Here is a 25,668-nt window from a genome sequence, read left to right as displayed (position 1 = left end):
TGGGCGGCATCCACCACCAGATGACCCAATTCAAAGCTGAAAATTTAAAACGGCTCAGACCATCGCTTAACTCAAACCTGCCCAGAACTTCTATCAGGGCTAACGTGTAGATATTACTATAATTGCGTCCTTGCTAAAACATGGGTACTCTACTAACTCGGATGACAACTCAAAAACAATTGGGGTGATGTCGCCGTTTTCGCAGCAAGCCAACGCGCTCAGGTATCGGCTCTCTAACCGTTGGCGAAACTTTTCTTGGGATGATATTGGCACAGTTCACACCTTCCAGGGGGGAGAAAAAGCAGCCATTATCTTTTCTCCTTACCAGTGCCACCAAGAGCATAGTTTTTGGTTTCTTAACCGCAAACCCAATTTACTAAATACCGCCGTTAGTAGGGCAAGGGAATTGTTTATTTTGGTGGGTAATCTCAGGGAACTAGAATTAGCTGGTGGTGAAACCAAGCGGTTAGTTGAACACATTCGGTTACATGGGGAAATTCGCTATGAGTGAGGCTAGAATGTCTTCATTATTTCTGGTTGACCTACAGAAAAATCAGCTTCACAGGCTTACATCGCACATTATTGGTTGCGAAAGCTAAGATGAAGGGTGAATCATTGACAGTTATGCAAGGAAAATATCGTGAATCCTGTACCTTCATATCAAATTATTGAGTTTTTGGAGTGGCTCAATTCTCAACGAGAGTATTCTATAAATGAGGAGTTTAATCGAGAAGAACTTTCAGAATTAGCACTCAGTTTTCTAGAGGAAAAGCAGCAACAATCAGTTTTTGATCGCCCACGTCGGTCTTCTTTTCAATCAGCAGAAAGAGATACTGAACCTATCGACTTTAACATGCTTTCAATAAATGCAGAGGCATATCGCCTAGCAAACTCTCTCAAAATGCTAATTGATGGTAGATTTGATTCAGCTATAGCCTCTAATCATGAACTTGCCCAGCGTCTTATGAAAGCCTTGGGCGACACTTCAACGGATATAGTTCAGTCACTAGAATTTTTGAAGTGGTTGGAAATAAACTATCCAAAACTTAATATCGCAGGTAGCATCCCTAGTGAAAAAACTACTGAACTTGTTCATTTATTTTGTGAACAAGTCGGCTATAGTAATGGCGTTAGTTTTTCTAGGCAAGTCAGGAATTGGCTGCGCGGTGAGGAATTATCATCAAGACTTCTGAGAAGATTGAATATCTTTCTGAGTAGAAGTCGTAATAAAGATTATATTAATACGGGGAGAAAAACTTTTAATCGCTACAATACTGTCAAATTACATGGAATATTTCTGTTTCTATCCTCTGGAGATTTCCCAACGTTTATAGAAGAGCATTGGGAAGATTTGAATTATTTAACAGGTAATCATATAGATATTTACTACAGTCAGGAAGATTTAAAGAATCGTGTCTCCGGGCATCGAATTTTGTCAAGTTTTAAGAGTTTAAATATTGAGGTTAGTTCTTTGCCTGCCCTAGTAGTTTGGCAAGACAGCTTAGAGGATGCAAAAACTATAACCTTAGATAAATTGCCTCATGAAGAAATTGTTAAAGCTATACAACATTTTGTACAGGCTGTTAAAGATGGAAAGGCTATTGAAGAGGTAATAAAGAGTTCAAATTTCTGGATAGAGCAACGTTTAACGGAACTCGGAATTGTAGTAAAGCAGCGAGGAACTATTAATACATACAATAATGATCTTAAAGGAGCCAATGTCCTTAACTTCGCTAACGAAGTTAAGGACAATGCAGGTCAACAAGCAAACCAGAATAGGTCATAGCGATTTGGTAAGAAACTATAATTGCAGGTCGTTACAGTTATGCTGCTGGTAAAACAAACACACTTAAATACCTGGTTGTAGCCAACCTTTAATAGCCGCTTTTGCAACTTTAAGATACTTATTTTCTAAGATAAACTCGTCTATTGCTGTTTCACCGCTCGCCTGCAATGCGCCAACAACACGACGCTTGAAGCTAGGAGTAGTTTCGTCATTAACGTAAGCAACTTTCTCAGCCTCAGTAGCAGTAGGGTTGGTTTGCTCTAACTGTTTGAGGAGTTTTTGGATTTCAGTAGCAGCTTCAGTAAGAGTTCGCTTTTGTTCTGATATGTGGATGTGTTGGTTTGCTTGTTGTCGTGCGTTATCTTGAACTTGATTAGCAAAATTAGCAATATTTGCTTCACGTAAATCATTATTATAAGAATCTGACATAATATCCCCTTCTTTAGTAATATTAACTTTAAGTTTAGAGTTCGTTATCTTAATACTTCTTAATGCGGCTGTATCTAAATCACCAAATAGTGGCTTTTCATCAATCATTTTAATTCCTTTACTTGTAATACTTACATATCTAAAATATAGTTCCCCTGAATATTTTTTAAATTCAACTTCTTTTTCCTCTTCCATAGGAAGAACGACTCGTACTACATCTTTAACATTAATCTTGAGACTTTTAGCTAGAAATTCTGGTGTAACATCAAAACAATTATACCGTTCAGGATGTATAGTATGGTACTGATATAAAATTGATAATACTGCTTGTCTTAAATCGCGATCAGTTGCTGTCTCTGAATTGAACTTTGGAATTGAAATAGATTCTTCAGTTGATAAATTAAGATGTATTGGTTGAAATGCAGGACAGTTATCTGAACACTTATTTTTATAATCATATTTATTTTGAAAATCTATCATCTGACACTTAGCTTCCCAGGAATTTCCAATAATTACTTCTTCTGGATCTCCTTCAAAAGTCGATGTGATAATAAATGAATGTAATTTTAGTGGAATTAAATTTTTACAATTTACTTTTTGAATAATTTCAGGAATTGGACAATCATTACAGGCATCTGCTGAAGTCGATGACGTATATTTTGCCTCTCTAACTTTAGCTATTTCGCATTCTAGTTGTCCTTGATTAAGCTTTTTATAAGGGCATGGTTGCAACATTAGTACGAGTTTACAAGTTAATTATGAGACTGAGCTTAACATAACTCATGTATAAAATACAGCTAAGTTATATTTTATACAATTATTTAGACCATCGCTTAACTAAAACCTCCCCAGAACTTCTATCAGGGCTAACGTGCAGATATTTACTCGTAGTATCCAAACTTGTATGCCCAAGAGTCGCCTGAACCAAATGCACTGGAACACCTTCATCTAATGCGTGGGTAGCGTGACTGTGCCTAAACCAGTGCGCTGAAACATTCATGGCATTCTCTAATTCTGCTGCTGCCGCCGCCCTTTTCACCACTCGGTCAATATGGGAAGGGGCCAAGGGTCTACCCGTCGCACTGGCAAACACAGACGCATCTTTCAACGCTTCAGAGCGCAGTGACATTAATTCCAGCCATAGCTCCCCGACATTTTCAAGTGGGATAAATAATTATGGGACACTCCTAACTGGATAATTAAGCTGTGTTAGGGTGTGAGAAATGATTCCAGAATTTGACGAAAGTGGTATTTTACCACCAGGGGTGCATTCGGCAGAATGGTCAGAATTTAAAGAAATATTTGGTACAAATTTGACTAGACAGCGCATGATAGACGGTCTTGAACTGGCAATGACGCAACTAAAAGCAGCAGGCTGTAGGATTATTTATATTGATGGTAGTTTCGTCACCAGTAAACAAAAACCAGGAGACTTCGATGCCTGTTGGGAGGACAATGGAGTTGATATAAAGTACCTAGAATCTATTGCTCCTACTTTATTTAATTTTGCGCTGCGGCGTGCCGAACAAAAAATTAAGTACAAGGGCGAAATCTTTCCATCAAATTATCCAGCTAATGATTCCGGTACAGCCTACATAGATTTCTTTCAATTTGATACCAGAACGAATACGCGCAAAGGAATTATTGCTATAGATTTACAAAGGTGGAAACCATGATGATCAAAAACGAGCAACAGTATCAAAATTCCTTAGATTGGTTGCAACGCTTTGAACAGTCTATAGCGTCATTGGATAGCAATGAACACTTGAAAGCAGAACCAGAGCGATGGAAGCTTCACCGAGACTCATATCAAAGTCAAGTTGACGAGCTAAAGTCAGAAATCACAGAATACGAAAGACTTATTAATTGCGACACCAGCAAACCTTTAAAAATTAAAGTTGATTCTTTAAATAAGCTGCCAAATGCTTTAATTAAAGCTCGGATAGCAGCCCAAATTAGTCAGCAAGAACTTGCTCATCTATTAGGAATTGATGAACAAAGAGTGAAAGAGTATGAGGATACAGATTATCAATGTGCCAGTTTTGTAGAAATCCTTGAAGTCAGCACTGCTTTAGGTGTTGAATTTGAAGCCGCAACCGTCCAAGTGGATTTTACAGAAATAGAAGCAGTTAAAAAAAGCGTGGACAAATGGCGCAAAGAAAAAATGAATATTAAAACTAAAGCCTCATAAGTAGAGTTGACAGGATGAAAACTCAAAGACAGGTTTAGTTTAGAGGAGCTTAGTTGATGAATTTACAAGAAGTTATTAATTCTATTAACAGTTTGCCCACAGAAGAACAGGGCTATTTATTTGAGTTTATGCGCCAAAGAAACGAGGAATCTAGAGGGGAGAATTTTTGGCAAGGATTACAAAAATTTAGACAGGTAATCCAAAGCGAGGGAATTATTTTTACTGATGAGGATTTTGCTTATTTACGAGACAAGAATGTGAGTAGAGAAATTGATTTATGATTTTGCGATTCTTACTTGATACCAACATTCTCTCCATCAATACTGACTTATGATTCTACCGATTTATTTAATATTAGTTACTTTCTTGAATAAAACCAATTCGTTTTTTGGGTTTTTCAGGATTAAGCTTAGGTAATGCCATTAAAAGAAAGCTTATCTGTGAAACGTGCTGTATTAATTGAATTGGTTTACCTTCTTCTGTTAGACCTAAGAATACAATCAAACTTGGATTAAAGTAACCTATATTAGATACATGAAATGTAATGGATTGCCCAAAAGAAACTAGCCTTACACCAACTTCTTGATCACTATCTAAACTTTCATCAAAGTCATTAATTTGTTTTATAAGAATTTTAGCCTGCTGACTTGCTAAACTTAATCTTTGTAAGTCGGCTAGAAAATTAGTTGAATCTAGAGCTTTAGATTTACGTGTATTCTCATTAATTAGCGATCGCTGTATTCCATGCAAAGAATTTAAATGAAATTCAGTCATACTTTTAATAATTAAAAATTCAGCAAATTTTATATAAGTTTTAATGAAATAAAATGGGAATGTCAATGATTTTTATAAGTTTCTTACAAAACGTAGCAGTGATCGCTAATTCAGTGCTACCTCCGACTGTGTGAGTCTGGTACAGAAATATTCAAAAATCCAAAGCAGAGATCGCGTTTTGCTTCTGCTTCTCAGTTACCCCCAAATAACGCTCCAAAGCTGCCAAAGTCCGATGTCCCGATATCTCTTGTATATGGCGTAACGGTATCCCGGCATCGCTCATCCTAGTTAACGCCGTTCTCCTGAAGCTGTGCGTACTCACCCCTTCAATCCCCAGCCGCGCACAGGTATCTCTAAGGATTTTATCGGCGCTGACCTTGTGAATGTGCCCCAACCCATGCCGCCCTGGAAACAAGAACTCCTTGCGGCGATTGGGGTTGTACTCTTCTAAATACTGCTTGAGCTTGGGATGCACTTGGATTTCCCTGGTGTCCCGCTTGCCTTTGGTGTTGACGCTACGTAGCACTAACACCCCTCTAACACCGTTGCTGCCAAACACATCTTTCACTGCCAACGTGCAAGCTTCGTTGATCCGGCAGGCAGCATAAAGGCACACGCCAAACAAAGCGCGATCGCGTGGGTTGACAAACCCCTCATTAAATAGGAGATTGATTTGGTCGGGGGTGAGGATTTCTGCCCTACCGAATCGGTTTATTTTCATAGGGTCTAGCCTACATGATCTAATAGTAGAAACACAATCTAAGCGGCCGAAAACCTATCTATTTCGTGAGCAACTTGAACCCACTCGACTCAGTTAATCTCTGCTTATCAATCCCAACCGCTACAACCCTCATCCCAGCGTTGGCTGATAAAATTAGCTTATGTTTGCAACGCGATTACCACTTGCAGGTATGATCCGCACCAGTATGATTTGCTCATGTTGCGGCTTGCTCAACTGTCTATACTGCTTCTATACCCCTGGTTGATCCATCGTTGCTATCAAAACCGATATCAATTTTCTCTCCACCAGCGTCTACACGGCAGTCTAGAAGGAAACCAACTGTAAATAAAATTTAGCTCTCTAGTGGTGCAGGGGACATTTCATGCTATTGTCTGACTGATTTTATAGGAAATTTCATATAATATGGAAGATGATGAGGATATTATAGAAATTCCTTTACGACCTCTTGTTTGGATGGGAGACTCTCTCAAAAATATCCGCTCATTTCCAGAAGAGGTACGTGCATCAGTAGGCTATGCACTGCAATTGGTGCAGGCAGGGGAAACACCAATGGATGCCAAGCCTTTTAAGGGGGTTGGAAGTGGGGTGTATGAAATCGTCAAACGCTACGATACCGATACTTACAGGGCAGTCTATGCGGTAAAGATTGCAGAGAGAATTTATGTCCTGCACGCTTTTCAAAAGAAATCAAAGCAGGGAATTAAAACTCCACAGGCTGATGTTGACCTGATTAAACAACGCTATAAGGATGCAGTGGCAAGGGAGAAACAACAATGACACAGGAACCTGTTTTTGAAGAAAGCAGTGGCAACGTATTCGCTGACCTTGGTTTATCTAATGCGGATGAACTTTTTACACGGGGCAAAATAGGGATTCAGGTACTACGCCTTTTGAAACAACGCAACCTGAAACAGCGTGAAATCAGCGAACTTCTTGGCATTCCCCAGCCGGAAGTATCTCATTTGATGAAAGGAGAGTTTCAACGGTTCAGCGAGGGCAAACTCCTCATTTTCCTCAAGCGACTCGATACGGAAATCACCTTACATCTTCGCCCCCGTCACGCGCAGGGCGAATCTGCTGAAACTGTGATATCGCTATAGGGCAGGATGTCAGCCTGAAAATTTATTAATTCTTACGGTACATAAAAGAGAATTTTCCAATACCACACACATTATCTACTGGAGTTTAGACTAAAAGCGATATGAGAGAAAGCAGACCAAATGGAATTAGAGGTTAAAAATATTCAGTAGACGAAAAGTTTTCCAGAACCCTTACCAGTCGTTCATTCGAGTTAATCGATACAATTTGCCGCAATCCTTTTAGAGTCTGGTTTTCAAGGAACATGCGTTGTTAGTGGGTTAAGAGTGGAGTGCAAGCGATCGTGATCTTCAGCCCCAAGGTAATTCATGCTGAAGGATAGCTAATAACTTCTTTGCATGAAACTCAGAAACATTGAATGCACGCAGATCAGAGCCAAGTTCTGTGTACACGTAGGCATTAGAACATTCAAAGCAAAGCGTAGTTGTAAATAAAAGCTTCTCCTTATCGTAGAATGCTAATCCCCAGGGTGGGTTGTGACACCGTGCCGATTCACCCGCACAGAGACCTTGAAACAGCTGGACGATGTGTTGCGCTTCATTGCCATCAAGCAATCGACGGTCTTTTACATAGTTCCAGAAGGACTCTGGCCAGCCGTTTTGCGGAATAATATTTTGGTTAAGCCTGAGCAACTCAACCTTAACTGCTTTATCAATCGGAACGTCCCAAGCCGGAACCTTCCAGAAACTCGTACTCATAACATCACTCCTAGTTTTGAAACGGGAACCTAAATTATGGACACTATCCATTCTCCCAAATCCCCATTACTTCGTGAAGCAGCACCCCAAAACTGACCTCAGTTAAGCATTACTTATCTTTCGAGACTCAAAAAATCGGAAACATAAAATTTTTTGACTTCCCGGTGTTAATTTGTCCTTAAAAATTGCGTTCGCCCCTTCATTTCTTTTATAAAAGTTGGGTCGATGAAGTGTGAAGTCTGAATTTAAGCTGCTTTTGCGTCTATGTCTCAGATTCCCCAGCTTAAACTAAGTAACAAGAGTGTGCAGTAATGCACTCAAAACGCTTGTGTTAAAGCAGTTTAAAATTTGGCATTTATATCAAGAGATTTTTCAATAGCACCTTTGATGCCCAAGAGCGTGAATATTTCTGGTTCAACAATTACTATTTTCAGCATAATATCGATAATCCTCTAATAATAAATGGCTGTTTATGAGGTTATTTATTATTGGTGTCTAGCGGACACGCTTAAGACACTTGGTGTCTGGGCGGTGTCTGGGGTAGTGTCTGCTGGTGTCTATGCTATACAAGGGTTTTGAGCTTTGGTATCTGTAGTGTCTGGTGTCCGATGTCCGCAAAAAAAGGGGGTTTTTGGGAGCAGACACCAGACACCCTTTGCAGTCAAATTTGATTAAGCTTGATAACACCCTCGGCTATCCAGTCCGCCAATCCTGCCCCCACAATTTCATACATCCAACCCTTTATTTGCTCTACAGTGAATCTCTCACCGTTCACTTTAAAGTTGCCTTTAAACTCTCTTACATCAGCTTCAATTCGTTCAGTTCTGGTGAGATATTCATACAGCTTTTGCGCCTGGGGTGATAGTTTCTTAGGTTCATCTTGGGTGTCACCTGCTTTGTTACCAAGATTGAATTCCAGTTCATAAATCCGCTCTAAAGTAGCTTTATCGATGGTTGGCGGTTCATTAACTGTTCTAGATTCATCAAGCCGAAAATCAATTCGCTTGTGGTCAAGTTTAGGCAATTCAATATCAATCCATTGCCCATGCCCCGGCAATTTAATCTTGCCCTGACCACTAGCTTTAGCCTCTGTGGTAATTGGGTCAATAGTTGCAATTAGTTCTACTTCTAACAGTGCCGCATCTCGAAGTTTTGATAACCCTTTGGCTTTGGCTAGAATCTCCATTGTGCGGTCGTGAGCTACGAACAAAGGAATCATTAATTGTTTACGAGATTCGGTCATGGCACAGCGAAACCATTTACCAACAAAATCAGGGTCGGGCTTCCATTTTTCATCCTCACAATCGTCCGGCATTGGCTCAACAATGTTATCCGTCCAAGTTGTAAACTCCTCAGCGACTACACAGAAATGCTGGTTAGTGTCTCGAAGGTGTTGCGTCCATTGCTCCTCAGTCATGCCACTGTTGCGGTAGGCATGATAACGGCGGCGCATTTGTGCCATATACCATTGCATGAATTGGGCTATCTCCTGGTAGCCAGTAATCAGATTTACCCCGCGCCACTCAACAGGTGTACCATGTGGATCTAGGACAAAAATTTGATTCCAGCCGGCTTGACGCTTTGCCCAGATAATCTCTCTGGTAGTCCATGATTTACCTGCACCCATGCCACCAAATATTAAAGTGGGGTAGCCGATGGTGTTGTTGATCCAGCGATATTTGTCACCTTCTGCGATTGCTGTTGACTCAGAACCAGTAACCTTGTCGTTGGGGTCAATCGTCCCTTGTAAAGTCTGGCTACCTTGCAGATAGGGCGTTTTCATCTCCCGTAGCTGCTTGATGTACTCCGCCTTCTGTTGCTCGGTCATCCCCGCCGTTTGCGCCTCAAAGATAGCGTCAGTTGCCTCCATTTGGGTGACTTCAATTTCCGTGTGGGCGTAAATCTCGGCTTTGGTGATATCAACAGTGCGATCATTGGCGATTAGATCCAAGTCGGCTTGTAGTTGAACTTCTGCGATCGCAACATCTCGGTAACTCTCTAGTAGCTCGGAACGTGCGGCCATCTCAGCTTTTGCAGCATCCCGTTTTTGGGCGATGTCTTCAAAAACTGCCCTCTGCTTCTCCTCATCCTGGCAGTGCCTCAGCATCCACCCAGCAAGCGCAAACCCCAGGAATCCCCCAAACCCCCAAAACGGTTTGTATGGGTTAGTCGCTTTTACCAACCCATTAACCCCCATAGCTGGGTCACGCACAACTTGGCGCGGCATTCCTTCTTGTTTCCATTGCTCCCAATAATGGGGGGTCATCCTAAAAGGTCTGTTATTCTTGTCTTGACAAATTAGGTAGCTTTGGGGAGTCCGAACGCAAAAATAAATGCGGTCGCTTGATTCCCCTTTCCAAGCCATTGCCGCAGAGCTAATACCCACAGTTAAACTTAGCCCAATTGCAACAGCTTTTTTATCCATCGGTAACTGTCCGAACCACTTCATTAAACCCGATTGTTGCGACTCGGATAAAGTTTTATGTTTCTCGGTTAAGTAATTCATTTACCTCTCCTACCACTAAATAGAAAAACTATTAATATCGCTATAACTATCGCCACACCAGCACCATTCACAAAATTGGAATAATCCGCAGTTTTGGGCTGATACATCTTTTGAATTGAAGTATTAGCAGTAATAGTAGAAGTTCTCGCTTCATTCCATTCACTAATCGGTTCGGAAAGCGCACACAATAACGCCAGTGATGCACTGCATCCAGTCATTAGATTAGTGACGAAATTATTGAACCCTTCACCTGTTGCAGTGGCAGTAAAGTAGAGGTGTGCAGTACCCACTGCAAGAAACATTCCAACTGGGTGAACTTGCAATAAATGAAAGGTGAAAATAACTGCACTATTTAGACAACTGCCAGCGACAATCTCACAAGCATTACCAGCACGTCTAAATGTTCTACCCCGGTTATTTTCTGGCAGTGGTGGTAACTGTTCGGGTTGTTGATGCTGCTTAGTTGATTGTGGTGTTTGTGCCAGCCCTTCCATTGAAAAAGGGCTGACGCTATGAGGATCTTCATTTCGTTTCCTTACTAGCATCAGCCTTACCTAATTAATTGATTATCTGTCGCCTAGTTTCTGCCACAAGTTACCTAACATCGCACCCCAACCGCGAACTGTTCCCGTTGCAGAAACACTAGACGCTGGTGCATGATTTTGGCTAGTAACTGGTATGACTTCCTGGGGTGTTTGGTTTGGCTCTAATGCCCTTGAGCCATACCTTGCACGGGCTAAAAGTTGTTGGCGTTTCTCTCTCAGTCCTGTTGTGATAGCTTGACGTTCAGCTTGCACAACCTGCCTGTTTTCGATGCCGCTAATCTTGTTTTCATGCCGCCACAGTTCAGCTTGTAAGTCGTGGTGTAATTGTGTAGCAACTTCGGCTAGTCCGTGCTTACGTTTTTGGTCAATTCGCAGAAGGTCTGCTCTATTTTGGTTTGAGTCGATGGCTGGTATTATCCAGCGCACCTCTCAGTTAGATCCGGACGTGCCCATTTCTGTGCATCCGGCTCCCGATATTCTTAGGGAGTTGCCCTTTTGCTCATGTGTAAATAATCATGGCAAGACTTATGTATTGCTTGGAGGTTTTTAGGCTTCCAGTTATGATGATTACCGTCAATATGGTGTAGATGAACTCGCTCCTCGCTTGTCAGTCTAAGCCCACAGTGACCACATGAATGGCTTTGCTTTTGTAAAGCTTTAGAGGTTGCGCCGTCGTATAGCTTACTGTTGCGTTGACTCCAGTAAGTTAAGTCTCCGTCATAAGGTGATTTATTTCCTTTGACCATGACATAGGCTCTGCCTAGAGAGTAGGGAACCGTTGGGAAAGCCTGGTGTACAAGTTTTACACTTGATTCGCGGTCATTCTTCGTTTCCTTGTTAAATACCGTGTATGTTCTGTGACTCATGAACCAGAGTGACAACCTTGACCCTGACATGTCACAGAACCTGTGGTAGTTTCTCCATCCTCTAACTATTGGTGCGAGCTTAAGAGCTTTTACCTTAGAGCCATAATTTGAGCAGTTGACGATGTTCTTAACTTTCTCACGGAACTTTTTAAAGTTCTCCACTGAGGGAGTACAGTTGAACTTTCCATTGGCTTTTACTTTGAAATGCCAGCCTAGAAAATCGAATCCATCTATCGCAGCAGTAATCTTGGTCTTCTTTTCGCTTACCTTCATCCCACGTGCTGCTAAAAATTCGTTAATTCTTCCAAGTATCTCGTTTGCATCGTCTTGAGGTCTTAACACTATTACCATGTCGTCGGCGTACCGAACGGATGGGGTTCTAATAGCTTCCTTTGGGGTTTTATCGGTAATTCTCTTGTGAGAACTGGCGTGATATCTGTGAATATCTTCTATCCCATTTAAGGCGATGTTTGCTAATAAAGGACTTACGACTCCACCCTGTGGTGTTCCTTGCTCTGGAAATTCGGGGTTTATTCCGGCTTTTAGGCATCTAAAAATCCCGATTTTTACCCCACTAGGGGCAATAAGATTATCCATTATGGTGGAGTGTGAAATCCTATCGAAGCATTTTTCAATATCGAGTTCTATAACTCTTTTATCTATTCCATTGGCTGAGGAGCTTAGATTGTTGAATAGGTATTGTTGGGCATCGTGTGCCGAGCGTCCTGTTCTAAATCCATAACTCCATGCGTGGAAAGTTGCTTCGTGCGCTGGTTCTAGTGCATATTTTGCAAGGCATTGCCATGCTCTGTCTGCAATGGTGGGAATCTTCAGCATTCTGGTAGTACCGTCCTTCTTAGGAATTGGTATTTCCCGTAGACCTTGATGTTTCCAATTTCCTGCTTCATTTTTCAGGATGGTTTCTAACTCGAAACGTTCTTCAAATGAGAGAGATTTCTTACCATCAATACCGACTGTTTTCTTCCCCGCGTTTAGCTGTGATACTTGTCGAATTGCCAAAAATCTAGCTGCTTTGGACTTCAGAATAAGCTTTTGTAGTGACCGCGCTTTCCGCTTGTCTCCTGCACAAATCGCTTTATACACTCGTTTTTGAAGGCGAAATAATTCCTTCTGAAACCGTTTCCAGGGTAATGTCTTCCAAGATTCACTAGTAGTAATACTGTGCCTAATCATGCTCTTCTCGATTAAGTGTAATCTGAATACCTTGCAGCAATTACGCCACATCCTACCCGACTTGAGAGAGTTCCGCGTCTCATCTCGCCTACATGGAATCGACATTTCCATGACTCTCAAATCGTTTTTATTCGTTCCCTCAGATGATTGTTCGTTCCGTTAGGTGTAGCCACTTCAGCCATCAGAAACCCAGATTCTTGCAGCTATTGATGCCCGATGCTGCGGGTTTTAACTCTGATGAGGTCAGGGGTTTTTTTGTTATGCCCTGCCTAAAATTAGGTTGTTTTTTGAGGCTCTGTTTCACCGTAGGAACTCCCCGTTAGCGCCAGTGTCAGCCCATAACGGCTAGTCTGATTGCGCCCTGTTCCCAGCTTCACTCTGTAAGAATTGAGCTTACTCGGTGTGGGCAGATAAGGAGTCACGCTAGAATCTCGCGGGAAGGGCTTTCACCTTCATCAATCTGAGAGTTTAGCCTTTAGTGTCAGTAATCTGCTGACGGGCTAGCTTAGTTATGTACGGGCTGTTTACCGTGATTCACTAAGCAACGAATCGCACGGCATCTATCTTACTCATCTCTGAATCAAACTCGGAGTTGAGTTTGCGAATTTTGGCGATAGCACCCGCAACATGAGAGCCGTATTGTTTACGAAGTTCTGTCCAAGTAACCTGGCCTTTTGTTAGCTTCTCCATCGCCTCAAAGACGACCTTGGCGTTATCTAAAAAAGGCTCTAACCTATCTGATAATTCTTGGGCATTATTCGCATAGTCAGCGAACTGTTCGAGCTTATTTATATCTGAAAGATAGCCCAGAATATCAGACTCAAACCCTCCCCATGCTTGTGCTTTTTCGTCGATATGCGAACTATGACCAACTACAGGATTACGTATTGCAAAGTCCATTATTGATACTCCTAATAAGGGATTACGTCATAGTCGATATTGCTGTCTGGTTGTGGCAACTTATCCCAATACCCCATCTCTGAAAATCGGCTATAAATTCTCGTTGCCAGTTGCCTTACGGGGTCGTCAAAATCTTCAGATATTAAATCAAATCTCTTCTCACCAAATGCCAGAATATTTGCAATGTCCGCGTCAATCCCATTACCCAAGAATTGACCAAATGCTGCTGCATAAGGGTGGTCATCAATGGTTTCATGAGTTGCTAAGAATTCGGTTCCGGTGAAGGGTGGGTAATTTTCACTCTCTAACGGTGTAGAAAGTGCCTCGATATCTGCTGAGATCATTGCTGCCCATTGTTCAGGATTTTCTGCTTTGAATTGCTCTAATCTAAGGGCGCGGTCAGTTAGCGGTGATTTGCCCCAATCGTTGGGATTTTTGTAATCGAGTGTCATTTGTTAGAATCCTTGTGTACTTTCGTTTTTGCGGCGAGAGATACGTCCCGGAGTGAGGCGATTGCAATGATTGGTCGTCGGTGCAATCGCTTCATCATCAGTTCTCACAAAACTCATTTAATTCAAAAACCTCCCTCTGCACTTGGGTTTGGCTTAATTTCTTGCGCCTGCCCTTAGAGTCGTTAAAAACGAAAGGTGCATTGACTCGACAATTAGAACGGTGGCTGTAGCGCAGTTGTTGACCACGAAATTCATAAAGGTGGTTACGTTGTAAGGCTGTCGTTGAAAGCATAAGCTTGTCCCTCAACTTGAGAGTAAAACTCGATATTTAGGATGGCTTCATGAATCTCCATCAAGGCTTGCACTGCATCACCTATTTTTAGGTCATTCGATGTACTGAACCGTTCGGACGCTTCAATTTGCTTGTAATTGGGAGATGCTTGCACAAATCTAAGAGTCTGTTCGCAACCGAGGATGATGGTCATAATTTCGGTTGTTGTTAGGCTTGGCTGTGTCTGCATGGTTTCTTGGTCGCTCATGACTTGTTTCTTCTCCTTTGGGTTTTAACTGGTGTGGCTGGGGCTTCTGGCTGACTCGGTTTCTGAAGTACATAGCTGATAGCCCCTGCACCCCCCACGGCTGCGGCGATGGTGAACATATTGTTTCTGCCGAAGTATTGGACTCCGAAGTAGCCAAGGGCTAACGCTGCTGCTGTTGCACCAATGCCTAAAACCGTGTTTCTAAATGTGGTTCTGTTCATGCTGCCCCTTTGAAATTAGTGACCATTGCGCTAAGTGCCGATTTATTGGGCTGTGTAGAAAGTGAAGTTTCAACTTTGGGCGATGGTTGTACATTACCGTGTTGAAAAATCAGCTTCTCTACACCTGCTGATAATGCTTGTGTCGGTGCATCTTGGGGTAAATCAAACATCTTGCACAATTCAATTACTGCTAGGTAGGAGATGGTTATACGCCGAGATTCGTAATTCATTGATCAGGCTCCCAAAGAAATTTGAGTTAATAGTTTCAACCCCAAGGCATTGATGAATTGGGGATTATTCAAGACCACAAAGCCTAAACCGGCTAGGTTCTGATCCACCACTGGCAGCGAAACACCACCACCCCAGGCGACAAGGTATTTAGCGCGGTCTAGATAATTGCCAGCAGTCACAAAGTTGGCGAATTTCTCAATCCTGGTACTCCACCACTGATCCAGGCATTGGCTGTACTCGGTTTCAAACTTCTTACCCGTGAGGTGGTTGCCGCCATAAGTGAAAGTCCCTTCTAGAATGCCCTGGTTCACCAAGCTGGGCGAGTGCTTCACATCTTTGGACAGCAGGCTCACTCGGTCGTTTCGCTTGTCGAGGGCTTCTGCAATCATGCTGTGCAGTTCACCCGCTCCACCTTCAATCAAGTGACGGTCAATCACTGCACCACTGCCGTTAAACACGGTAATTAACCAAGTGGATGAACCGATATCGAGTGCGATCGCTAATTCTGAGGGGTCAAGTATCAGGGATGCTTCACCGAATAAACAATGGGCAATGCTTCCAAAACCTTCGGGGTAAATGCCTGTGACTACAATCTCAACTGTCTTGCTGACAATGGAACGAGTTACAGGATGCAGATGTTCAAAGGTGTGAGTCCCTTCAACCCTGCGCTTAATCTCAGTTGCCCAGCGTTCTGGGTTGTGATTGCTCAAACTAATTGAAAGCTTGACTCCATCGGGAATATTGATAACTGCTAAGTCTGCAAGAATGCTTTCTAGTGCCAGTTCTGCTTTTTTCGCTTTATCTTCGTGTAACAGGGTGTGGTCACTTTGAGCGATTGCTGCACTGCCCCAAAAGAATTGAACGTCTTTTAAGTCCAGGCGTGAACCTTCTACATAACGCAGCCATGCCCCATCTTTTGAGATGGTTTCGTGGTGCATGATGTTTCGGTTGCGAACAAGTGAGTATGCGGCTGGCATCATGATGGAAAAATCACCGATGATTGCCTTCCCATACCCTGCTCCTGAATCTTTTCCGGCGATAAGGTCAGTTAGCCCAGATTTGGCTAACAAGTCTGCTTGAACTAGCCAATTTTTGGCATTGGAATATATAGCTGTCATGGTTCAGATAATTGGTGAAAGTCTTGATTTTTCTGGCTTTGCAGAATTTAAAGACTGAATCGCCTTAAGTCCACACATCCAGTTGGTGACAAGCCATAGCATCACTTTCTGGCTTCTGTTGCCTTTGTTGGGTGGCTGTTTTTGGCTTGATGATGATATTATAGACTAACGTTCACCCGTTATAACGGGTGAACGAAAAAATGTTTTAAAAATATCGTGGGAGAATGGTAGAGCAAACTATTGAGACTGATGATTTGGGCAGGAGAGAAAACCCTGATTATTCTCGTGTTACAGGACTGGTCAAGAGAGACTTAGCCCGAAGGCTTCGTGTTTTTGTTGCATCTACAGAAACTACAATTTCAGAAGTGGTAGAAAAGGCACTGCAAAAATATCTTGATGAAATAGAGGGCGGAAGGACTAACTCAGAAGGAAGCAAGCCTGAAGAGAAAACCAAGAAAACTAAGGGCAATATATGACTGAAACTCCAGAAGATTACCACCCCAACGTACAACCACCATCAAGCACACTTGTTAAGTAACGTTACGGATAATTCGTATTGAAGTTGGATGTCAAGCGTTCGATTGTTCTGTAAGATCAGGCAAGTACTGAAATGAAGCGTACAACGGAGGTAAATATACAACAGTATCAAAAGATAAATGGACAAAAGCGCCACTACTAGGTAGTGACGCTTTATCCGAGATTTAAACTCATATTCTATTTACTGGAGCAGGAGAGGGGATCTCAAACAAACCAAAGCAGTGGAAGAAAAGTTGGCACTAGAAACCACTGATTGGAAATGAGATTTAGTCCGTGCTGCCTTCACACTATTATATCGATAGCTGTGGCAACTTTGGTGTGCTTCTGTTGGGAGATTTTGGCTAAAAAAGTCATCAAATCTTTGTTTTCAAAACCAAAATTGGGCAAAATTCGAGCAATACAGCGATTTATGTAGATATAAGGTATGGCAGCGCGATAACCCCCTCCAAATACTGAAAAACAACGTATTTGAGGGAAAAAGCTGTGAAAAATAGTAACTGTGGACTTCAAAAAATTGAAGTTACACAGAGGTACGAGATCATATCCCGTCCCTCTGACATAGAAGCGCACCACTGGAATGAATGGTTAGCCAGTGCTGTTGACCCTGGAATTATTGCGCTAAACGTCATTTCTGTATCGGGCACTGCCGCCTACGATTACCTGTTTTATGGTCAAAACGTCCCCCGCCGTAACGATGGACGACTCAGAGACGGGGTACTCAAGAATTATCGCCACATCGAAGGACTGAACTGGTGGTGCAGTGGCGTTGACCCGCTCAACGATTATAGCCCGATGATGTGGGGCGGCATGAAGCCCGATCGCCCCAGGCGCGACCTGAACAAAGTTCTTAAATTCATCAAGTATGAACATCCCTTGCGAGTGCCTACACGGGCATTCTTCCTGGCAGTACCAGATTACATTTGGGAGAGTGTAGCCACCCGATATGACTTGCCCATCAGCGATGAAGATAGGGCATTAGGCTTCTGGCATTGGGTATGGAAGTACAACATCCCAGTTGTGATTTGTGAGGGGGCTAAAAAAGCAGGGGCATTACTCACTATGGGCTATGCAGCGATCGCCCTTCCTGGGATAAACAGTGGCTACCGCAATCCCAAAGATGAATTTGGACAGCCCACAGGCAATTTACACCTAATTCCAGAGTTGCAACACTTCGCCACCCTTGGACGTAAATTCATCATTTGTTTTGACCACGACACGAAGCCAGAAACAGTTCAACGGGTGAATATTGCCATTAGCCAAACCGCGAAACTGTTAACTGCCTGCGGCTGTCAAGTCCTAGTGACACAGTGGAGTTACCCCGAAAAAGGCATTGATGACTTAATCGCCGCTAGGGGGCCAGCTGTTACTGATGAAATTATAAAACTAGCACTGACAAAAGAAAAATGGCAGGTCAAAGAGTACAGCCGATTATCTTATGACGCAGCACTCGTCCTCAATCAGCGTTACCTGGGAGCATTGACCATCCCGGAAACCGCTAAACTGATTTTACTCAAATCCGTTAAAGGTTCTGGTAAAACCGAGTCATTTGCCGCGATCGTTGCTGAGGCGATCGCCAACGGTCAACCGGTTATTCTTTTATCCCATAGGGTACAGTTAGCCCAAGCGATCGCTGACAGGGTAGGCATCCCCTACATCACCGAAGTCAGAAACAGTGAAACAGGAGTTTTACTCGGTTTTGCGCTGTGTGTAGACAGTTTACACCCCAACGGTCAAGCCAGATTTAACGCCCTTTACTGGAAAGAACCCCTAGTAATCATTGACGAATCCGAGCAGGTGATCTGGCACTTGCTCTCTGCCAACACTGAAGTTAAGAAGCATCGGGTGGAAGTCCTCAACCAACTTTCCCAGTTGTTCAAAAATGCCTTCGCCCCTGGACGGGGTAAAGTTATCCTGGCTGATGCTGACTTATCTGATTTATCGCCGGAAATGGTCATGGGGCTGGCAGAAACCAACGTTACCCCTTGGGTGGTGGTCAACAACTGGAAGGGACAACCCTGGAACATTTACCACTACAAACAAACTACCCCGGTTAATTGGTTAGCTGCTCTGGAAGCCCACATCAAAACTGGGGGTAAGCCCTTTATTGCCGTTGATTGCCAAAAAGCTAAATCCAAATGGGGAACCAAAGTTTTAGAGGCGAGGTTTAAGAAACAATTTCCCGATCGCAAAATACTTCGTATTGACTCCGAAACGATTGCCGACCCGCAACACGAAGCTTACAACTGCATCTCAAGATTAAACAAAGTGCTGCTGGAATATGACATTGTGCTGGCCTCCCCATCCATCGGCACAGGGGTCAGCATTGACATTTGGGGGCATTTTACCAGCGTTTGGGGATGCTTCCGGGGAGTAGCGCCAGAAAATGCCACTCGCCAAGCCTTAGCCCGTGTCCGAGAGGCGATACCGCGTCATCTCTGGGTAGCCCCTCATGGACTTGGGAAAATCGGCAACGGAGCAATTAACCTCAAATCCCTGTTAGCCTGTGAGCATAAACGCTTTCAAGCTAACTTGAAGTTGCTACAAAATGCTTCATTGATCATTGACGGCGATGAAATCAACATTAACCGCACTGCCTTAAACGTTTTTGGCAAAATGGCCTGTCGGATCAATGCGGGTATGATTCATTACCGTGACACAGTGCTAGAGGAATTAGGCAACGAAGGCCATAACATTGTCGATGTCCATGACAACAAAATTCGCAAAAAGTTAAACAACGAAATCACCGCCCAAACAAATGAAGTTTACAACGGTGAATGTCAGGATATCACTGCTGCCGATACAACTACGATGACTGCTGCCAAATATGAGGCGCTGCAACAACAACGAGCTAAAACCACAACTGAACGCCACATTGAGCGCAAATATAAGCTAGAACAACGTTACGGTGTGGATGTTACCTCGGAACTCGTCAAAAAAGACGATCAAGGTTATTACCCACAACTGAGGCTGCATTTTTACCTGACCTTGGGCAGAGCGAAAGTCGCTGACCGCGATCGCAAACTGGGTGAAAAGATGCTTCATGCCAAGAGCGCATGGCTACCAGACTTTAACGGTGGTCAACTGGGTTTGGTAATTCATGCCTTGGAACTGTTCAACATCCCCAATTTCATCGCCGATGACCGGGAATTCCGGGGAACTGATGCAGACCTAGTACAGATGGCTAACAACGCTCTGTCTGTGAAGTGGCAAGTGAAAACCGTTCTGGGAATTACCCTCAATGACAATGACAGCCCCATCGTTATCTTACGGAGATTGCTCAAGAAGATAGGGCTGAAACTCAAATACATCTGTCGAGATGGCACAGGCGAACGCCAACGAGTTTATCGTGTGGTTGACGGTGACGATGGGCGAGATGAAATCTTCAAAAACTGGCTGGCATTAGATACAGCCCAGGCTTAACCGCAATTTCCAACTCTCCACCTAACTAAATAGCGGGAGCAGCGTTGTAGCAAATAGACTACAGCCCAGTTGTTCATGGTTTAGTTACGTCTAGAACACGTTTTCAAAGGGCGGATGAACTTAACTGAGGTGACAGTTAACCTACCAACAGCCTCAAAACCCCAGTTTTTCGTCACGTCCACTAACGGTAATTAAATAGATAAACAGTTTTACTGGACAAGTCCCTTAGTCCAATGGCCATAAACCCTCAAATCCCCAAAATTATATATACTGTTGCGGCGGCTTGCTGGCACATCTGACCCAGGCATTGGTAATGTGCTTTTACAGTAAATTCCTGAAAGGAGAGTAAGCCCACCGTGGAATTTACTCAATAAGCTCACCAAGTTCTTCAATTTCAGCTTCACCCTTAACACGTCTACCACTTTCATTTCGTCCAATAAAATACCACTTGGTTTTTTTGTTAATTAATTTGGCACTACCACTCCAATTTTGAAAATCAGTGTACTGATAATTAGGTAATATCATTCCTCTAGGGCAGGAATACCATTCAATAAAATCATTACGAGTAAAGGGTTTAGTTGTGAAGTTTGTGAAGTACCATTGCCCTCCAACCCAACTAAAAGCACCAAATTCTTCAATCACAACTGCTCCAACTAATGACTCAATTGTAGTGGCATATACCCAAGTGTATTGATAACCACTTAATCCGCCTCTGTGTGCTTGTACAGGGTTCGGTGTATGAGTTACTTTCAATTCTGTCGGAAGAGACGAGAGTGCTTTTAGCTTACATGAACTTCTCCATACTCTGAGCAAAAATCGCAGTTTTCGTCCTATTTCTGTGATCACATACACTACATTTAACCTAGTTGTATATACTTAAACAATGATTATATGAAAATTTTTGATACAAGCCGTGAAGTTAGACGTATACAGCAATTTTGTGAAATAGATGGATTGGGAAGAGCTTTACCAAAATTGGTTATCCCAGCGAAACGCTGACAACGATAACCTACGTTTGGATTTGGAACGCCAAGCGCGGACAGTGATACAGAATCAAAAGTTAGCAGATGTAACGTGGCACATCCAAGCCCTTGAAGGACAAACACCTGTTGACCAAAATAAGCGGTTGTTTATTGTCAACGTCCTACGCAAAGGTAATCAAATGCCACAGTTATTATTTCTGCCCATGTTACGTACTGCGGTATATGAAAAAAATCCCAGCTACAACCGCTCTTTTCTTGAGCCTTGTATGCGGTGTTTTGGTTCGCGTTTGGTTAACTCCGAATTGATTAGTCGTTACACAGAAAATGGCACAGATTATGAAAAAGCTGGTGTTGCTTCTTCATTTTATTGGTCATTTGGTTTAAATGGGTATGGTGACATACCACATGAAAATCTAGATGATTTACGCCAAAAAGTTCAATACTGGTTTTTGACAGAATTTGTTGCTAACAAAAATATAGATGTACGTCGCAGTATTGTTGCACAACTGCAACTCAATCTTTTTAAGTATCCAACCAAATTAAGCTTAGAGGTTATCAAGGCAATATATATTGGCTGGATACATCCAGATCAGTACATCCGTAACCGAATCAAAATACAATTGGGTCTTGAGCGGTCATTTATGGCTTTGCCTGAACGAAAATCTACTTAATTTTATTGAATGTTTTTAAATCTCCATTTTAAGTATTTGTTTTACTCATAATTAAACCAGCTTATAAATCTTCGTCCCTATAAAGTTGAGGTACAAAGCCTGATCTGTTTGGTTGTCCCTGTAGCTCTTATTTATCCTCTTACTCCTGTGCCTCTGGCTGTTGTTTTTTGCTCTTGACCTTCGTACTCTTTACAGGTTTTTCCTCTCCCTCACTGCTGGCAAGAACTGCCTGCTGATTTTCAGTAGCCCCCTGAACTGACATACTACTACCGCCGTCATCAGATGCTTGATGACGGCGACGGCTGCTTTTCTTCAACTCACCGAGTAAATATTTGATTCTGCTGCCACTCAAATTGATGCCCAGTCCTTTCAGCATCTCTGACACTTCATCATAACTGTAGCCGTACTTATCAGAAGTCAGTTTTTCAATATATCTCCTCATCTTCCGAACAGCTTCTCTGTCCGATACAGACTCTCGTTCTTTTGGCTTTTGCTCCTTAAGTGCTTTGATAGCCTCATCAATCTTGCCTTTAGTAATCTGACCAGAATCTTTTGGCTCAACCATTGCTATGAAATTAAATTGATTATCATAATTCCCTTATTTTCCACTATTTTTCAAAAAGTATAACTCCAGATTAAAAGCTGGTTTCAGCTACGCTGATTAGAATTTTCGTTGCTGCTACGCCGTCACCATCATTTATTAGATGCTGATATATTTCTCCCGCTCCAGCTACGCTGTTGCTATGTTCCCCCGATGTTGACTGTTGCTGACTGTAGCCAAGACACTCCAGCTACGCCGTCACAGTGATTCAGCAAACACTGATATAATTATGACGAAACAGCTACGCTGTTATCGTTCTTCATCCACCCTAAATGACCCGAAAGCGTCCCCCCAGCTACGCTGTTGTCCCCTCGCCCCCAGCCTCTCGCCGTGCCTCCGTACATAGGTAGTACTTGACACCTCGCTCACCCAAAAATGGGCTAGAAGCAAGCCGTGCCTTTTGCCTACGGCAAACCTCGCTTTGCTCGGACGACAGGCTTGCCAAAGTGGGAAGTTTCCCCCTTTGGATACCCCCTCTCATACCTCCCACAGTTATGCGTCCCAAACTGTCAAAAAACCTGCTGCGTACTAAAACATTGGAAGCTCGTGTTAACGCAATCGAACACGAGATGATTAAGCTCAAAGCACAAGACGCGGGACTAAGCATAGCTGAATTAACTAGACGCAGTGTTTTACTAAAACCACTGCCCAAACGACTGAGCAAAATAACCCTAGCTACTTACCGAGAATTAGTCCGCATTGGCAGCAATATTAATCAACTCACTAGAGCTACTAACACAGCTATTAAAATGGGACTGCGACCACCAGCAGATCCAGAACAACTAAAACAGCTACAAAAACTCTTACAACAAATTGGTTGGGAACTGTCCCAAATCGAAACTGAAATCACTGATGACGATGATATTGATGATGACGGAGATCAGGAAGACTGGGAGTAAAAATGATTGGCAACCAAACCAAAGGTAAAAGCTTTCGCGGACTCCTTGACTATCTTGAAAACAAAGAGGAGTCATCTTTAATTGGCGGCAATATGTTTGGCACAAATGCCAGAGAATTAGCCAGAGAATTCCGACTGTCTCGACAACTTAATCCAGAAGCAGAAAAAGTAGTTCACCATGTTTCGCTCTCACTAAGCCCAGGCGAACAGCTAGACAATGATACTTGGTGCGAAGTTGCCAACAAATACATGAATGCAATGGGCTACACAGCTAACCAATATGCCATCTACCGCCACAGCGATCGCAACCACGACCATATACACATTTGTGCTAGTAGAATCAGTTTGGATGACGGCAAGATAACACGCGATAGCTGGGAGTATGTGCGCTCTGAAAAAATCATTCGTCAGCTAGAACTAGAATATGGGTTACAGCAAGCGAATAGTAGTAAAGAGAAACTGAGCCGCGCCCCCAGCGTAGGGCAACAGCAACGATTTGAGAGAGAACAATTGGAGTATGAGCAGGGTGAGAGAAACACGCCGCCACAACAACCAATCAAAACCCAGCTAATTGAATTAATCGACCGCGCCACAGTAGATAAACCGACCATGCCCCAACTGATGGAACGATTGCAACTGTTGGGTGTGGAAGTTCGTCACGGTTTGACACGCAATGGTAAAAGTAAAGGTATATCCTACTCGTGGAATGACCAGAAATTTAGCGGCACTTCTTTGGGGCCTGCCTACACCTTCCCAGGATTACAGAAGCATTTTGAAATTGACTACCAGCCAGAACGTGATGATGAGCGCATTAATCAAATTCTGGTGATTCCTGCTAAACCACTCCCAGTTGAGCATTTAGAAAAACTCTTTCAAGAAATTGAACGCAAACAGCAGCCTCAGTTCACTCCACCACCAGAGGATAAAGTTGTTTGGCAAGTGTTGCACAAGTACTTAAGCGAGAAACGCTACATACCAGATTATATTCTCCAAGGATTACATGGTAATCAGTTGCTTTACATGGATGAGCAACGAAATATTTTGTTTATCAAGCGTGATTTAGATGGTGAAAAAACTGGCGCATTAATTTGGTCAAAGCCTAGAGAAAATCATCGGACTGTGGAGTACGACCAAAACACCTCTACACAAAATGGTTGGTTTTATCTGAGATTGGGAGGGCAACCAACGTCCAAGGTAGAAAACGTCTTTTTGTGTTCTACACCGATTGATGCCATGTCAGCAGCCACCTACCTTCTTTCAAGTTGCAAAGGGCTACCACCAACTAGAACCATGTTGATAGTAGCTGATGACCCGAATAACCTACCTATGGAATTTCTCAAGACTTTCAATAGGGTGGTCGTAGCATTCAATAATGATGAACAAGGGAATTTTGCCGCTAGTGCAGTATTAGAATTGTTGCCACAGGGTCAAAGGCTTAAAACCCATAATCCTGATTGGAGTGAGGAACTAGAAGCTCATCTCAAGGAGGAGCAACAAAAGCAGAAACAGCAAGACCGTGGTTTTAGCTTGTGACCTTAAAGAATTGCCCTTTCCTCATTGCAGGTTTTGGAGCTATGCCGGAACTAGCGCCCTGGTGAAGCAGCTAAAACAGTCGCCGGCATACACTCCAAAACCCGCTTAAAGTAGTGCGTTGCAGTTTAACAGAGATGCCAAACAACAAAAACGCTCGTTACCGTAGTGCAGTATTCCCCCTGATGTGGTTGTAATTGGGGTTAATTAACTGTTAAGAGTAAAGTGCAATCAAAAAGCTTGTCCAAACTCCAGTAAAAAATTGACTTAGATATTTTATGCTAAGAAATAGTTATTCGGCTCCTGTTAATCAATTACTTGACTATCAGTCAGGAACTAAAAAATTATCCCTAGATCACCAGCACTAAAACTGTACCAATTGATCTGCAACTGGCAGATACATCCGCAGAAATCTGCCAGCTACCTGTTTACTACGATTTTTTCTTATTGTTCATAAGGACTGATACAAATACGCATAGAGCCAGAATTATGGCAACTGGTGTACCGCCAGAATCAATAAGCCTATCTATGGTGCTTAGTTGTGGGTTTTGCGGTTGTACTTCGATAATCTTTTCCGCTGTATTGCTCATTTATTTTTCCTTAATTCTGCTGAGTTGTAATTTTTAAGCAGTAGCTTATGAATTTTGATAAAAAGCCTTACAACCCAGTAGACACAATAAAAAATCGGGAGCATCCCAAATGTGCAAAAATAAAGAAAGGAAAATTATTAGCGAGTAT

Annotated in this window: 29 protein-coding genes; 12 read left to right on the top strand and 17 right to left on the bottom strand. The window is 42.7% G+C overall.

All coding sequences use genetic code 11. The features are described from left to right. Nucleotides 1-130 precede the first annotated feature (130 nt). On the top strand, nucleotides 131-511 hold the full coding sequence (locus tag RM049_RS36420; RefSeq protein ID WP_416212689.1) for an AAA domain-containing protein: 381 nt from the start codon (nucleotides 131-133) through the stop codon (nucleotides 509-511). Between the two features lie 129 nt (nucleotides 512-640). Further along, entirely contained in the window at nucleotides 641-1,786 is a 1,146-nt protein-coding gene (locus RM049_RS36415; RefSeq protein ID WP_322707693.1) for a hypothetical protein, read from the top strand. A 63-nt stretch (nucleotides 1,787-1,849) separates the two neighbouring features. On the opposite strand, the gene RM049_RS36410 is transcribed toward RM049_RS36415, so the two are convergent. Next, nucleotides 1,850-2,950 (bottom strand): hypothetical protein, encoded by a 1,101-nt coding sequence (locus RM049_RS36410; protein WP_322707692.1) that lies wholly within the window; start codon nucleotides 2,948-2,950, stop codon nucleotides 1,850-1,852. An 82-nt stretch (nucleotides 2,951-3,032) separates the two neighbouring features. Next, nucleotides 3,033-3,353 carry a tyrosine-type recombinase/integrase gene (locus RM049_RS36405; protein ID WP_416212690.1) on the bottom strand — a complete coding sequence of 107 codons (321 nt, stop codon included), beginning with the start codon at nucleotides 3,351-3,353 and terminating at the stop codon, nucleotides 3,033-3,035. Between the two features lie 85 nt (nucleotides 3,354-3,438). Between RM049_RS36405 and RM049_RS36400 the strand changes: the two genes are divergently transcribed. From RM049_RS36400 to RM049_RS36390, 3 genes are read left to right on the top strand one after another with little or no spacing between them, the layout of a single operon-like run. After that, nucleotides 3,439-3,891, top strand: a complete 453-nt coding sequence (locus RM049_RS36400) for a DUF6932 family protein (protein WP_322707690.1) — start codon at nucleotides 3,439-3,441, stop codon at nucleotides 3,889-3,891. After that, the gene (locus RM049_RS36395; protein ID WP_322707689.1) at nucleotides 3,888-4,406 is read left to right on the top strand and encodes a helix-turn-helix transcriptional regulator; all 519 of its coding nucleotides are present in this window, start codon (nucleotides 3,888-3,890) and stop codon (nucleotides 4,404-4,406) included. Before RM049_RS36400 ends, RM049_RS36395 begins: the two co-directional genes overlap by 4 nt. A gap of 56 nt (nucleotides 4,407-4,462) precedes the next feature. Next, nucleotides 4,463-4,687, top strand: coding sequence for a hypothetical protein (locus RM049_RS36390; protein ID WP_322707688.1), 225 nt, complete (start codon nucleotides 4,463-4,465; stop codon nucleotides 4,685-4,687). 73 nt (nucleotides 4,688-4,760) lie between these two features. On the opposite strand, the gene RM049_RS36385 is transcribed toward RM049_RS36390, so the two are convergent. After that, on the bottom strand, nucleotides 4,761-5,180 hold the full coding sequence (locus tag RM049_RS36385) for a DUF6173 family protein (RefSeq protein ID WP_194144187.1): 420 nt from the start codon (nucleotides 5,178-5,180) through the stop codon (nucleotides 4,761-4,763). Nucleotides 5,181-5,331: 151 nt separating this feature from the next. Next, nucleotides 5,332-5,901, bottom strand: a complete 570-nt coding sequence (locus tag RM049_RS36380; protein WP_322707687.1) for a site-specific integrase — start codon at nucleotides 5,899-5,901, stop codon at nucleotides 5,332-5,334. A gap of 423 nt (nucleotides 5,902-6,324) precedes the next feature. Between RM049_RS36380 and RM049_RS36375 the strand changes: the two genes are divergently transcribed. Both RM049_RS36375 and RM049_RS36370 read left to right on the top strand, forming a co-directional pair. Continuing rightward, nucleotides 6,325-6,699 carry a type II toxin-antitoxin system RelE/ParE family toxin gene (locus RM049_RS36375; protein ID WP_100897504.1) on the top strand — a complete coding sequence of 125 codons (375 nt, stop codon included), beginning with the start codon at nucleotides 6,325-6,327 and terminating at the stop codon, nucleotides 6,697-6,699. Next, nucleotides 6,696-7,022: a helix-turn-helix domain-containing protein gene (locus RM049_RS36370; RefSeq protein ID WP_322707686.1), complete on the top strand. Its 327-nt coding sequence runs from the start codon at nucleotides 6,696-6,698 to the stop codon at nucleotides 7,020-7,022. The genes RM049_RS36375 and RM049_RS36370 overlap by 4 nt, the downstream gene beginning before the upstream one ends. Nucleotides 7,023-7,310: 288 nt before the next feature. On the opposite strand, the gene RM049_RS36365 is transcribed toward RM049_RS36370, so the two are convergent. From RM049_RS36365 to RM049_RS36315, 11 genes are all read right to left on the bottom strand, one after another. Next, the gene (locus tag RM049_RS36365) at nucleotides 7,311-7,718 is read right to left on the bottom strand and encodes a hypothetical protein (RefSeq protein ID WP_322707685.1); all 408 of its coding nucleotides are present in this window, start codon (nucleotides 7,716-7,718) and stop codon (nucleotides 7,311-7,313) included. Nucleotides 7,719-8,379: 661 nt separating this feature from the next. Continuing rightward, the gene (locus RM049_RS36360; RefSeq protein ID WP_322707684.1) at nucleotides 8,380-10,224 is read right to left on the bottom strand and encodes a hypothetical protein; all 1,845 of its coding nucleotides are present in this window, start codon (nucleotides 10,222-10,224) and stop codon (nucleotides 8,380-8,382) included. Beyond that, nucleotides 10,221-10,769 (bottom strand): hypothetical protein, encoded by a 549-nt coding sequence (locus RM049_RS36355; protein ID WP_322707683.1) that lies wholly within the window; start codon nucleotides 10,767-10,769, stop codon nucleotides 10,221-10,223. Before RM049_RS36355 ends, RM049_RS36360 begins: the two co-directional genes overlap by 4 nt. 21 nt (nucleotides 10,770-10,790) lie before the next feature. Next, nucleotides 10,791-11,195, bottom strand: coding sequence for a hypothetical protein (locus tag RM049_RS36350; protein ID WP_322707682.1), 405 nt, complete (start codon nucleotides 11,193-11,195; stop codon nucleotides 10,791-10,793). A 53-nt stretch (nucleotides 11,196-11,248) separates the two neighbouring features. Further along, the gene (locus RM049_RS36345; RefSeq protein WP_322707681.1) at nucleotides 11,249-12,829 is read right to left on the bottom strand and encodes a group II intron reverse transcriptase/maturase; all 1,581 of its coding nucleotides are present in this window, start codon (nucleotides 12,827-12,829) and stop codon (nucleotides 11,249-11,251) included. A 537-nt stretch (nucleotides 12,830-13,366) separates the two neighbouring features. After that, complete coding sequence (locus RM049_RS36340; protein WP_322707680.1) at nucleotides 13,367-13,729, bottom strand: hypothetical protein; 363 nt, start codon at nucleotides 13,727-13,729, stop codon at nucleotides 13,367-13,369. A gap of 11 nt (nucleotides 13,730-13,740) precedes the next feature. Continuing rightward, nucleotides 13,741-14,181 (bottom strand): hypothetical protein, encoded by a 441-nt coding sequence (locus RM049_RS36335; RefSeq protein WP_322707679.1) that lies wholly within the window; start codon nucleotides 14,179-14,181, stop codon nucleotides 13,741-13,743. Between the two features lie 263 nt (nucleotides 14,182-14,444). Next, on the bottom strand, nucleotides 14,445-14,720 hold the full coding sequence (locus tag RM049_RS36330) for a hypothetical protein (RefSeq protein ID WP_322707678.1): 276 nt from the start codon (nucleotides 14,718-14,720) through the stop codon (nucleotides 14,445-14,447). Then, nucleotides 14,717-14,941 carry a hypothetical protein gene (locus RM049_RS36325; protein ID WP_322691284.1) on the bottom strand — a complete coding sequence of 75 codons (225 nt, stop codon included), beginning with the start codon at nucleotides 14,939-14,941 and terminating at the stop codon, nucleotides 14,717-14,719. Before RM049_RS36325 ends, RM049_RS36330 begins: the two co-directional genes overlap by 4 nt. Next, a complete protein-coding gene (locus RM049_RS36320; protein WP_322707677.1) occupies nucleotides 14,938-15,171 on the bottom strand; it encodes a hypothetical protein in 234 nt (77 codons plus the stop codon). Before RM049_RS36320 ends, RM049_RS36325 begins: the two co-directional genes overlap by 4 nt. Before the next feature lie 3 nt (nucleotides 15,172-15,174). Beyond that, on the bottom strand, nucleotides 15,175-16,290 hold the full coding sequence (locus RM049_RS36315) for a ParM/StbA family protein (protein ID WP_322707676.1): 1,116 nt from the start codon (nucleotides 16,288-16,290) through the stop codon (nucleotides 15,175-15,177). 224 nt (nucleotides 16,291-16,514) lie between these two features. Between RM049_RS36315 and RM049_RS36310 the strand changes: the two genes are divergently transcribed. Continuing rightward, nucleotides 16,515-16,766: a hypothetical protein gene (locus RM049_RS36310; RefSeq protein ID WP_045875043.1), complete on the top strand. Its 252-nt coding sequence runs from the start codon at nucleotides 16,515-16,517 to the stop codon at nucleotides 16,764-16,766. Between the two features lie 544 nt (nucleotides 16,767-17,310). Continuing rightward, nucleotides 17,311-20,247, top strand: coding sequence for a plasmid replication protein, CyRepA1 family (locus RM049_RS36305; protein ID WP_322707675.1), 2,937 nt, complete (start codon nucleotides 17,311-17,313; stop codon nucleotides 20,245-20,247). 363 nt (nucleotides 20,248-20,610) lie between these two features. On the opposite strand, the gene RM049_RS36300 is transcribed toward RM049_RS36305, so the two are convergent. Continuing rightward, nucleotides 20,611-21,000, bottom strand: a complete 390-nt coding sequence (locus RM049_RS36300; protein ID WP_322707674.1) for a hypothetical protein — start codon at nucleotides 20,998-21,000, stop codon at nucleotides 20,611-20,613. A 196-nt stretch (nucleotides 21,001-21,196) separates the two neighbouring features. Between RM049_RS36300 and RM049_RS36295 the strand changes: the two genes are divergently transcribed. Further along, on the top strand, nucleotides 21,197-21,901 hold the full coding sequence (locus RM049_RS36295; RefSeq protein WP_322707673.1) for a hypothetical protein: 705 nt from the start codon (nucleotides 21,197-21,199) through the stop codon (nucleotides 21,899-21,901). A gap of 139 nt (nucleotides 21,902-22,040) precedes the next feature. Here RM049_RS36295 and RM049_RS36290 read toward each other — a convergent pair whose 3' ends face one another. Beyond that, nucleotides 22,041-22,466, bottom strand: coding sequence for a hypothetical protein (locus tag RM049_RS36290; RefSeq protein ID WP_322707672.1), 426 nt, complete (start codon nucleotides 22,464-22,466; stop codon nucleotides 22,041-22,043). 389 nt (nucleotides 22,467-22,855) lie between these two features. Between RM049_RS36290 and RM049_RS36285 the strand changes: the two genes are divergently transcribed. Together RM049_RS36285 and RM049_RS36280 are read left to right on the top strand one after the other, a co-directional pair. After that, nucleotides 22,856-23,401 (top strand): plasmid mobilization protein, encoded by a 546-nt coding sequence (locus RM049_RS36285; RefSeq protein WP_322707671.1) that lies wholly within the window; start codon nucleotides 22,856-22,858, stop codon nucleotides 23,399-23,401. 2 nt (nucleotides 23,402-23,403) lie between these two features. Continuing rightward, on the top strand, nucleotides 23,404-24,933 hold the full coding sequence (locus RM049_RS36280; RefSeq protein WP_322707670.1) for a relaxase/mobilization nuclease domain-containing protein: 1,530 nt from the start codon (nucleotides 23,404-23,406) through the stop codon (nucleotides 24,931-24,933). Nucleotides 24,934-25,668: the final 735 nt, after the last annotated feature.

The sequence above is a fragment of the Nostoc sp. DedQUE04 genome (assembly GCF_034530995.1).
Classification (GTDB): Bacteria; Cyanobacteriota; Cyanobacteriia; order Cyanobacteriales; family Nostocaceae; genus Nostoc.
Note: the sequence above shows the minus strand (reverse complement) of the source record. Positions and strands in the feature narration are given on the sequence as shown.

Excerpts from the sequence above, each read along its gene's own strand:
- RM049_RS36410 (WP_322707692.1), bottom strand. The coding sequence starts at position 2,950 with ATGTTGCAACCATGCCCTTATAAAAAGCTTAATCAAGGACAACTAGAA.
- RM049_RS36400 (WP_322707690.1), top strand. The coding sequence starts at position 3,439 with ATGATTCCAGAATTTGACGAAAGTGGTATTTTACCACCAGGGGTGCAT.
- RM049_RS36395 (WP_322707689.1), top strand. The coding sequence starts at position 3,888 with ATGATGATCAAAAACGAGCAACAGTATCAAAATTCCTTAGATTGGTTG.
- RM049_RS36390 (WP_322707688.1), top strand. The coding sequence starts at position 4,463 with ATGAATTTACAAGAAGTTATTAATTCTATTAACAGTTTGCCCACAGAA.
- RM049_RS36385 (WP_194144187.1), bottom strand. The coding sequence starts at position 5,180 with ATGACTGAATTTCATTTAAATTCTTTGCATGGAATACAGCGATCGCTA.
- RM049_RS36380 (WP_322707687.1), bottom strand. The coding sequence starts at position 5,901 with ATGAAAATAAACCGATTCGGTAGGGCAGAAATCCTCACCCCCGACCAA.
- RM049_RS36375 (WP_100897504.1), top strand. The coding sequence starts at position 6,325 with ATGGAAGATGATGAGGATATTATAGAAATTCCTTTACGACCTCTTGTT.
- RM049_RS36370 (WP_322707686.1), top strand. The coding sequence starts at position 6,696 with ATGACACAGGAACCTGTTTTTGAAGAAAGCAGTGGCAACGTATTCGCT.
- RM049_RS36365 (WP_322707685.1), bottom strand. The coding sequence starts at position 7,718 with ATGAGTACGAGTTTCTGGAAGGTTCCGGCTTGGGACGTTCCGATTGAT.
- RM049_RS36360 (WP_322707684.1), bottom strand. The coding sequence starts at position 10,224 with ATGAATTACTTAACCGAGAAACATAAAACTTTATCCGAGTCGCAACAA.
- RM049_RS36355 (WP_322707683.1), bottom strand. The coding sequence starts at position 10,769 with ATGCTAGTAAGGAAACGAAATGAAGATCCTCATAGCGTCAGCCCTTTT.
- RM049_RS36345 (WP_322707681.1), bottom strand. The coding sequence starts at position 12,829 with ATGATTAGGCACAGTATTACTACTAGTGAATCTTGGAAGACATTACCC.
- RM049_RS36340 (WP_322707680.1), bottom strand. The coding sequence starts at position 13,729 with ATGGACTTTGCAATACGTAATCCTGTAGTTGGTCATAGTTCGCATATC.
- RM049_RS36335 (WP_322707679.1), bottom strand. The coding sequence starts at position 14,181 with ATGACACTCGATTACAAAAATCCCAACGATTGGGGCAAATCACCGCTA.
- RM049_RS36330 (WP_322707678.1), bottom strand. The coding sequence starts at position 14,720 with ATGAGCGACCAAGAAACCATGCAGACACAGCCAAGCCTAACAACAACC.
- RM049_RS36325 (WP_322691284.1), bottom strand. The coding sequence starts at position 14,941 with ATGAACAGAACCACATTTAGAAACACGGTTTTAGGCATTGGTGCAACA.
- RM049_RS36320 (WP_322707677.1), bottom strand. The coding sequence starts at position 15,171 with ATGAATTACGAATCTCGGCGTATAACCATCTCCTACCTAGCAGTAATT.
- RM049_RS36315 (WP_322707676.1), bottom strand. The coding sequence starts at position 16,290 with ATGACAGCTATATATTCCAATGCCAAAAATTGGCTAGTTCAAGCAGAC.
- RM049_RS36310 (WP_045875043.1), top strand. The coding sequence starts at position 16,515 with ATGGTAGAGCAAACTATTGAGACTGATGATTTGGGCAGGAGAGAAAAC.
- RM049_RS36295 (WP_322707673.1), top strand. The coding sequence starts at position 21,197 with ATGGATTGGGAAGAGCTTTACCAAAATTGGTTATCCCAGCGAAACGCT.
- RM049_RS36290 (WP_322707672.1), bottom strand. The coding sequence starts at position 22,466 with ATGGTTGAGCCAAAAGATTCTGGTCAGATTACTAAAGGCAAGATTGAT.
- RM049_RS36280 (WP_322707670.1), top strand. The coding sequence starts at position 23,404 with ATGATTGGCAACCAAACCAAAGGTAAAAGCTTTCGCGGACTCCTTGAC.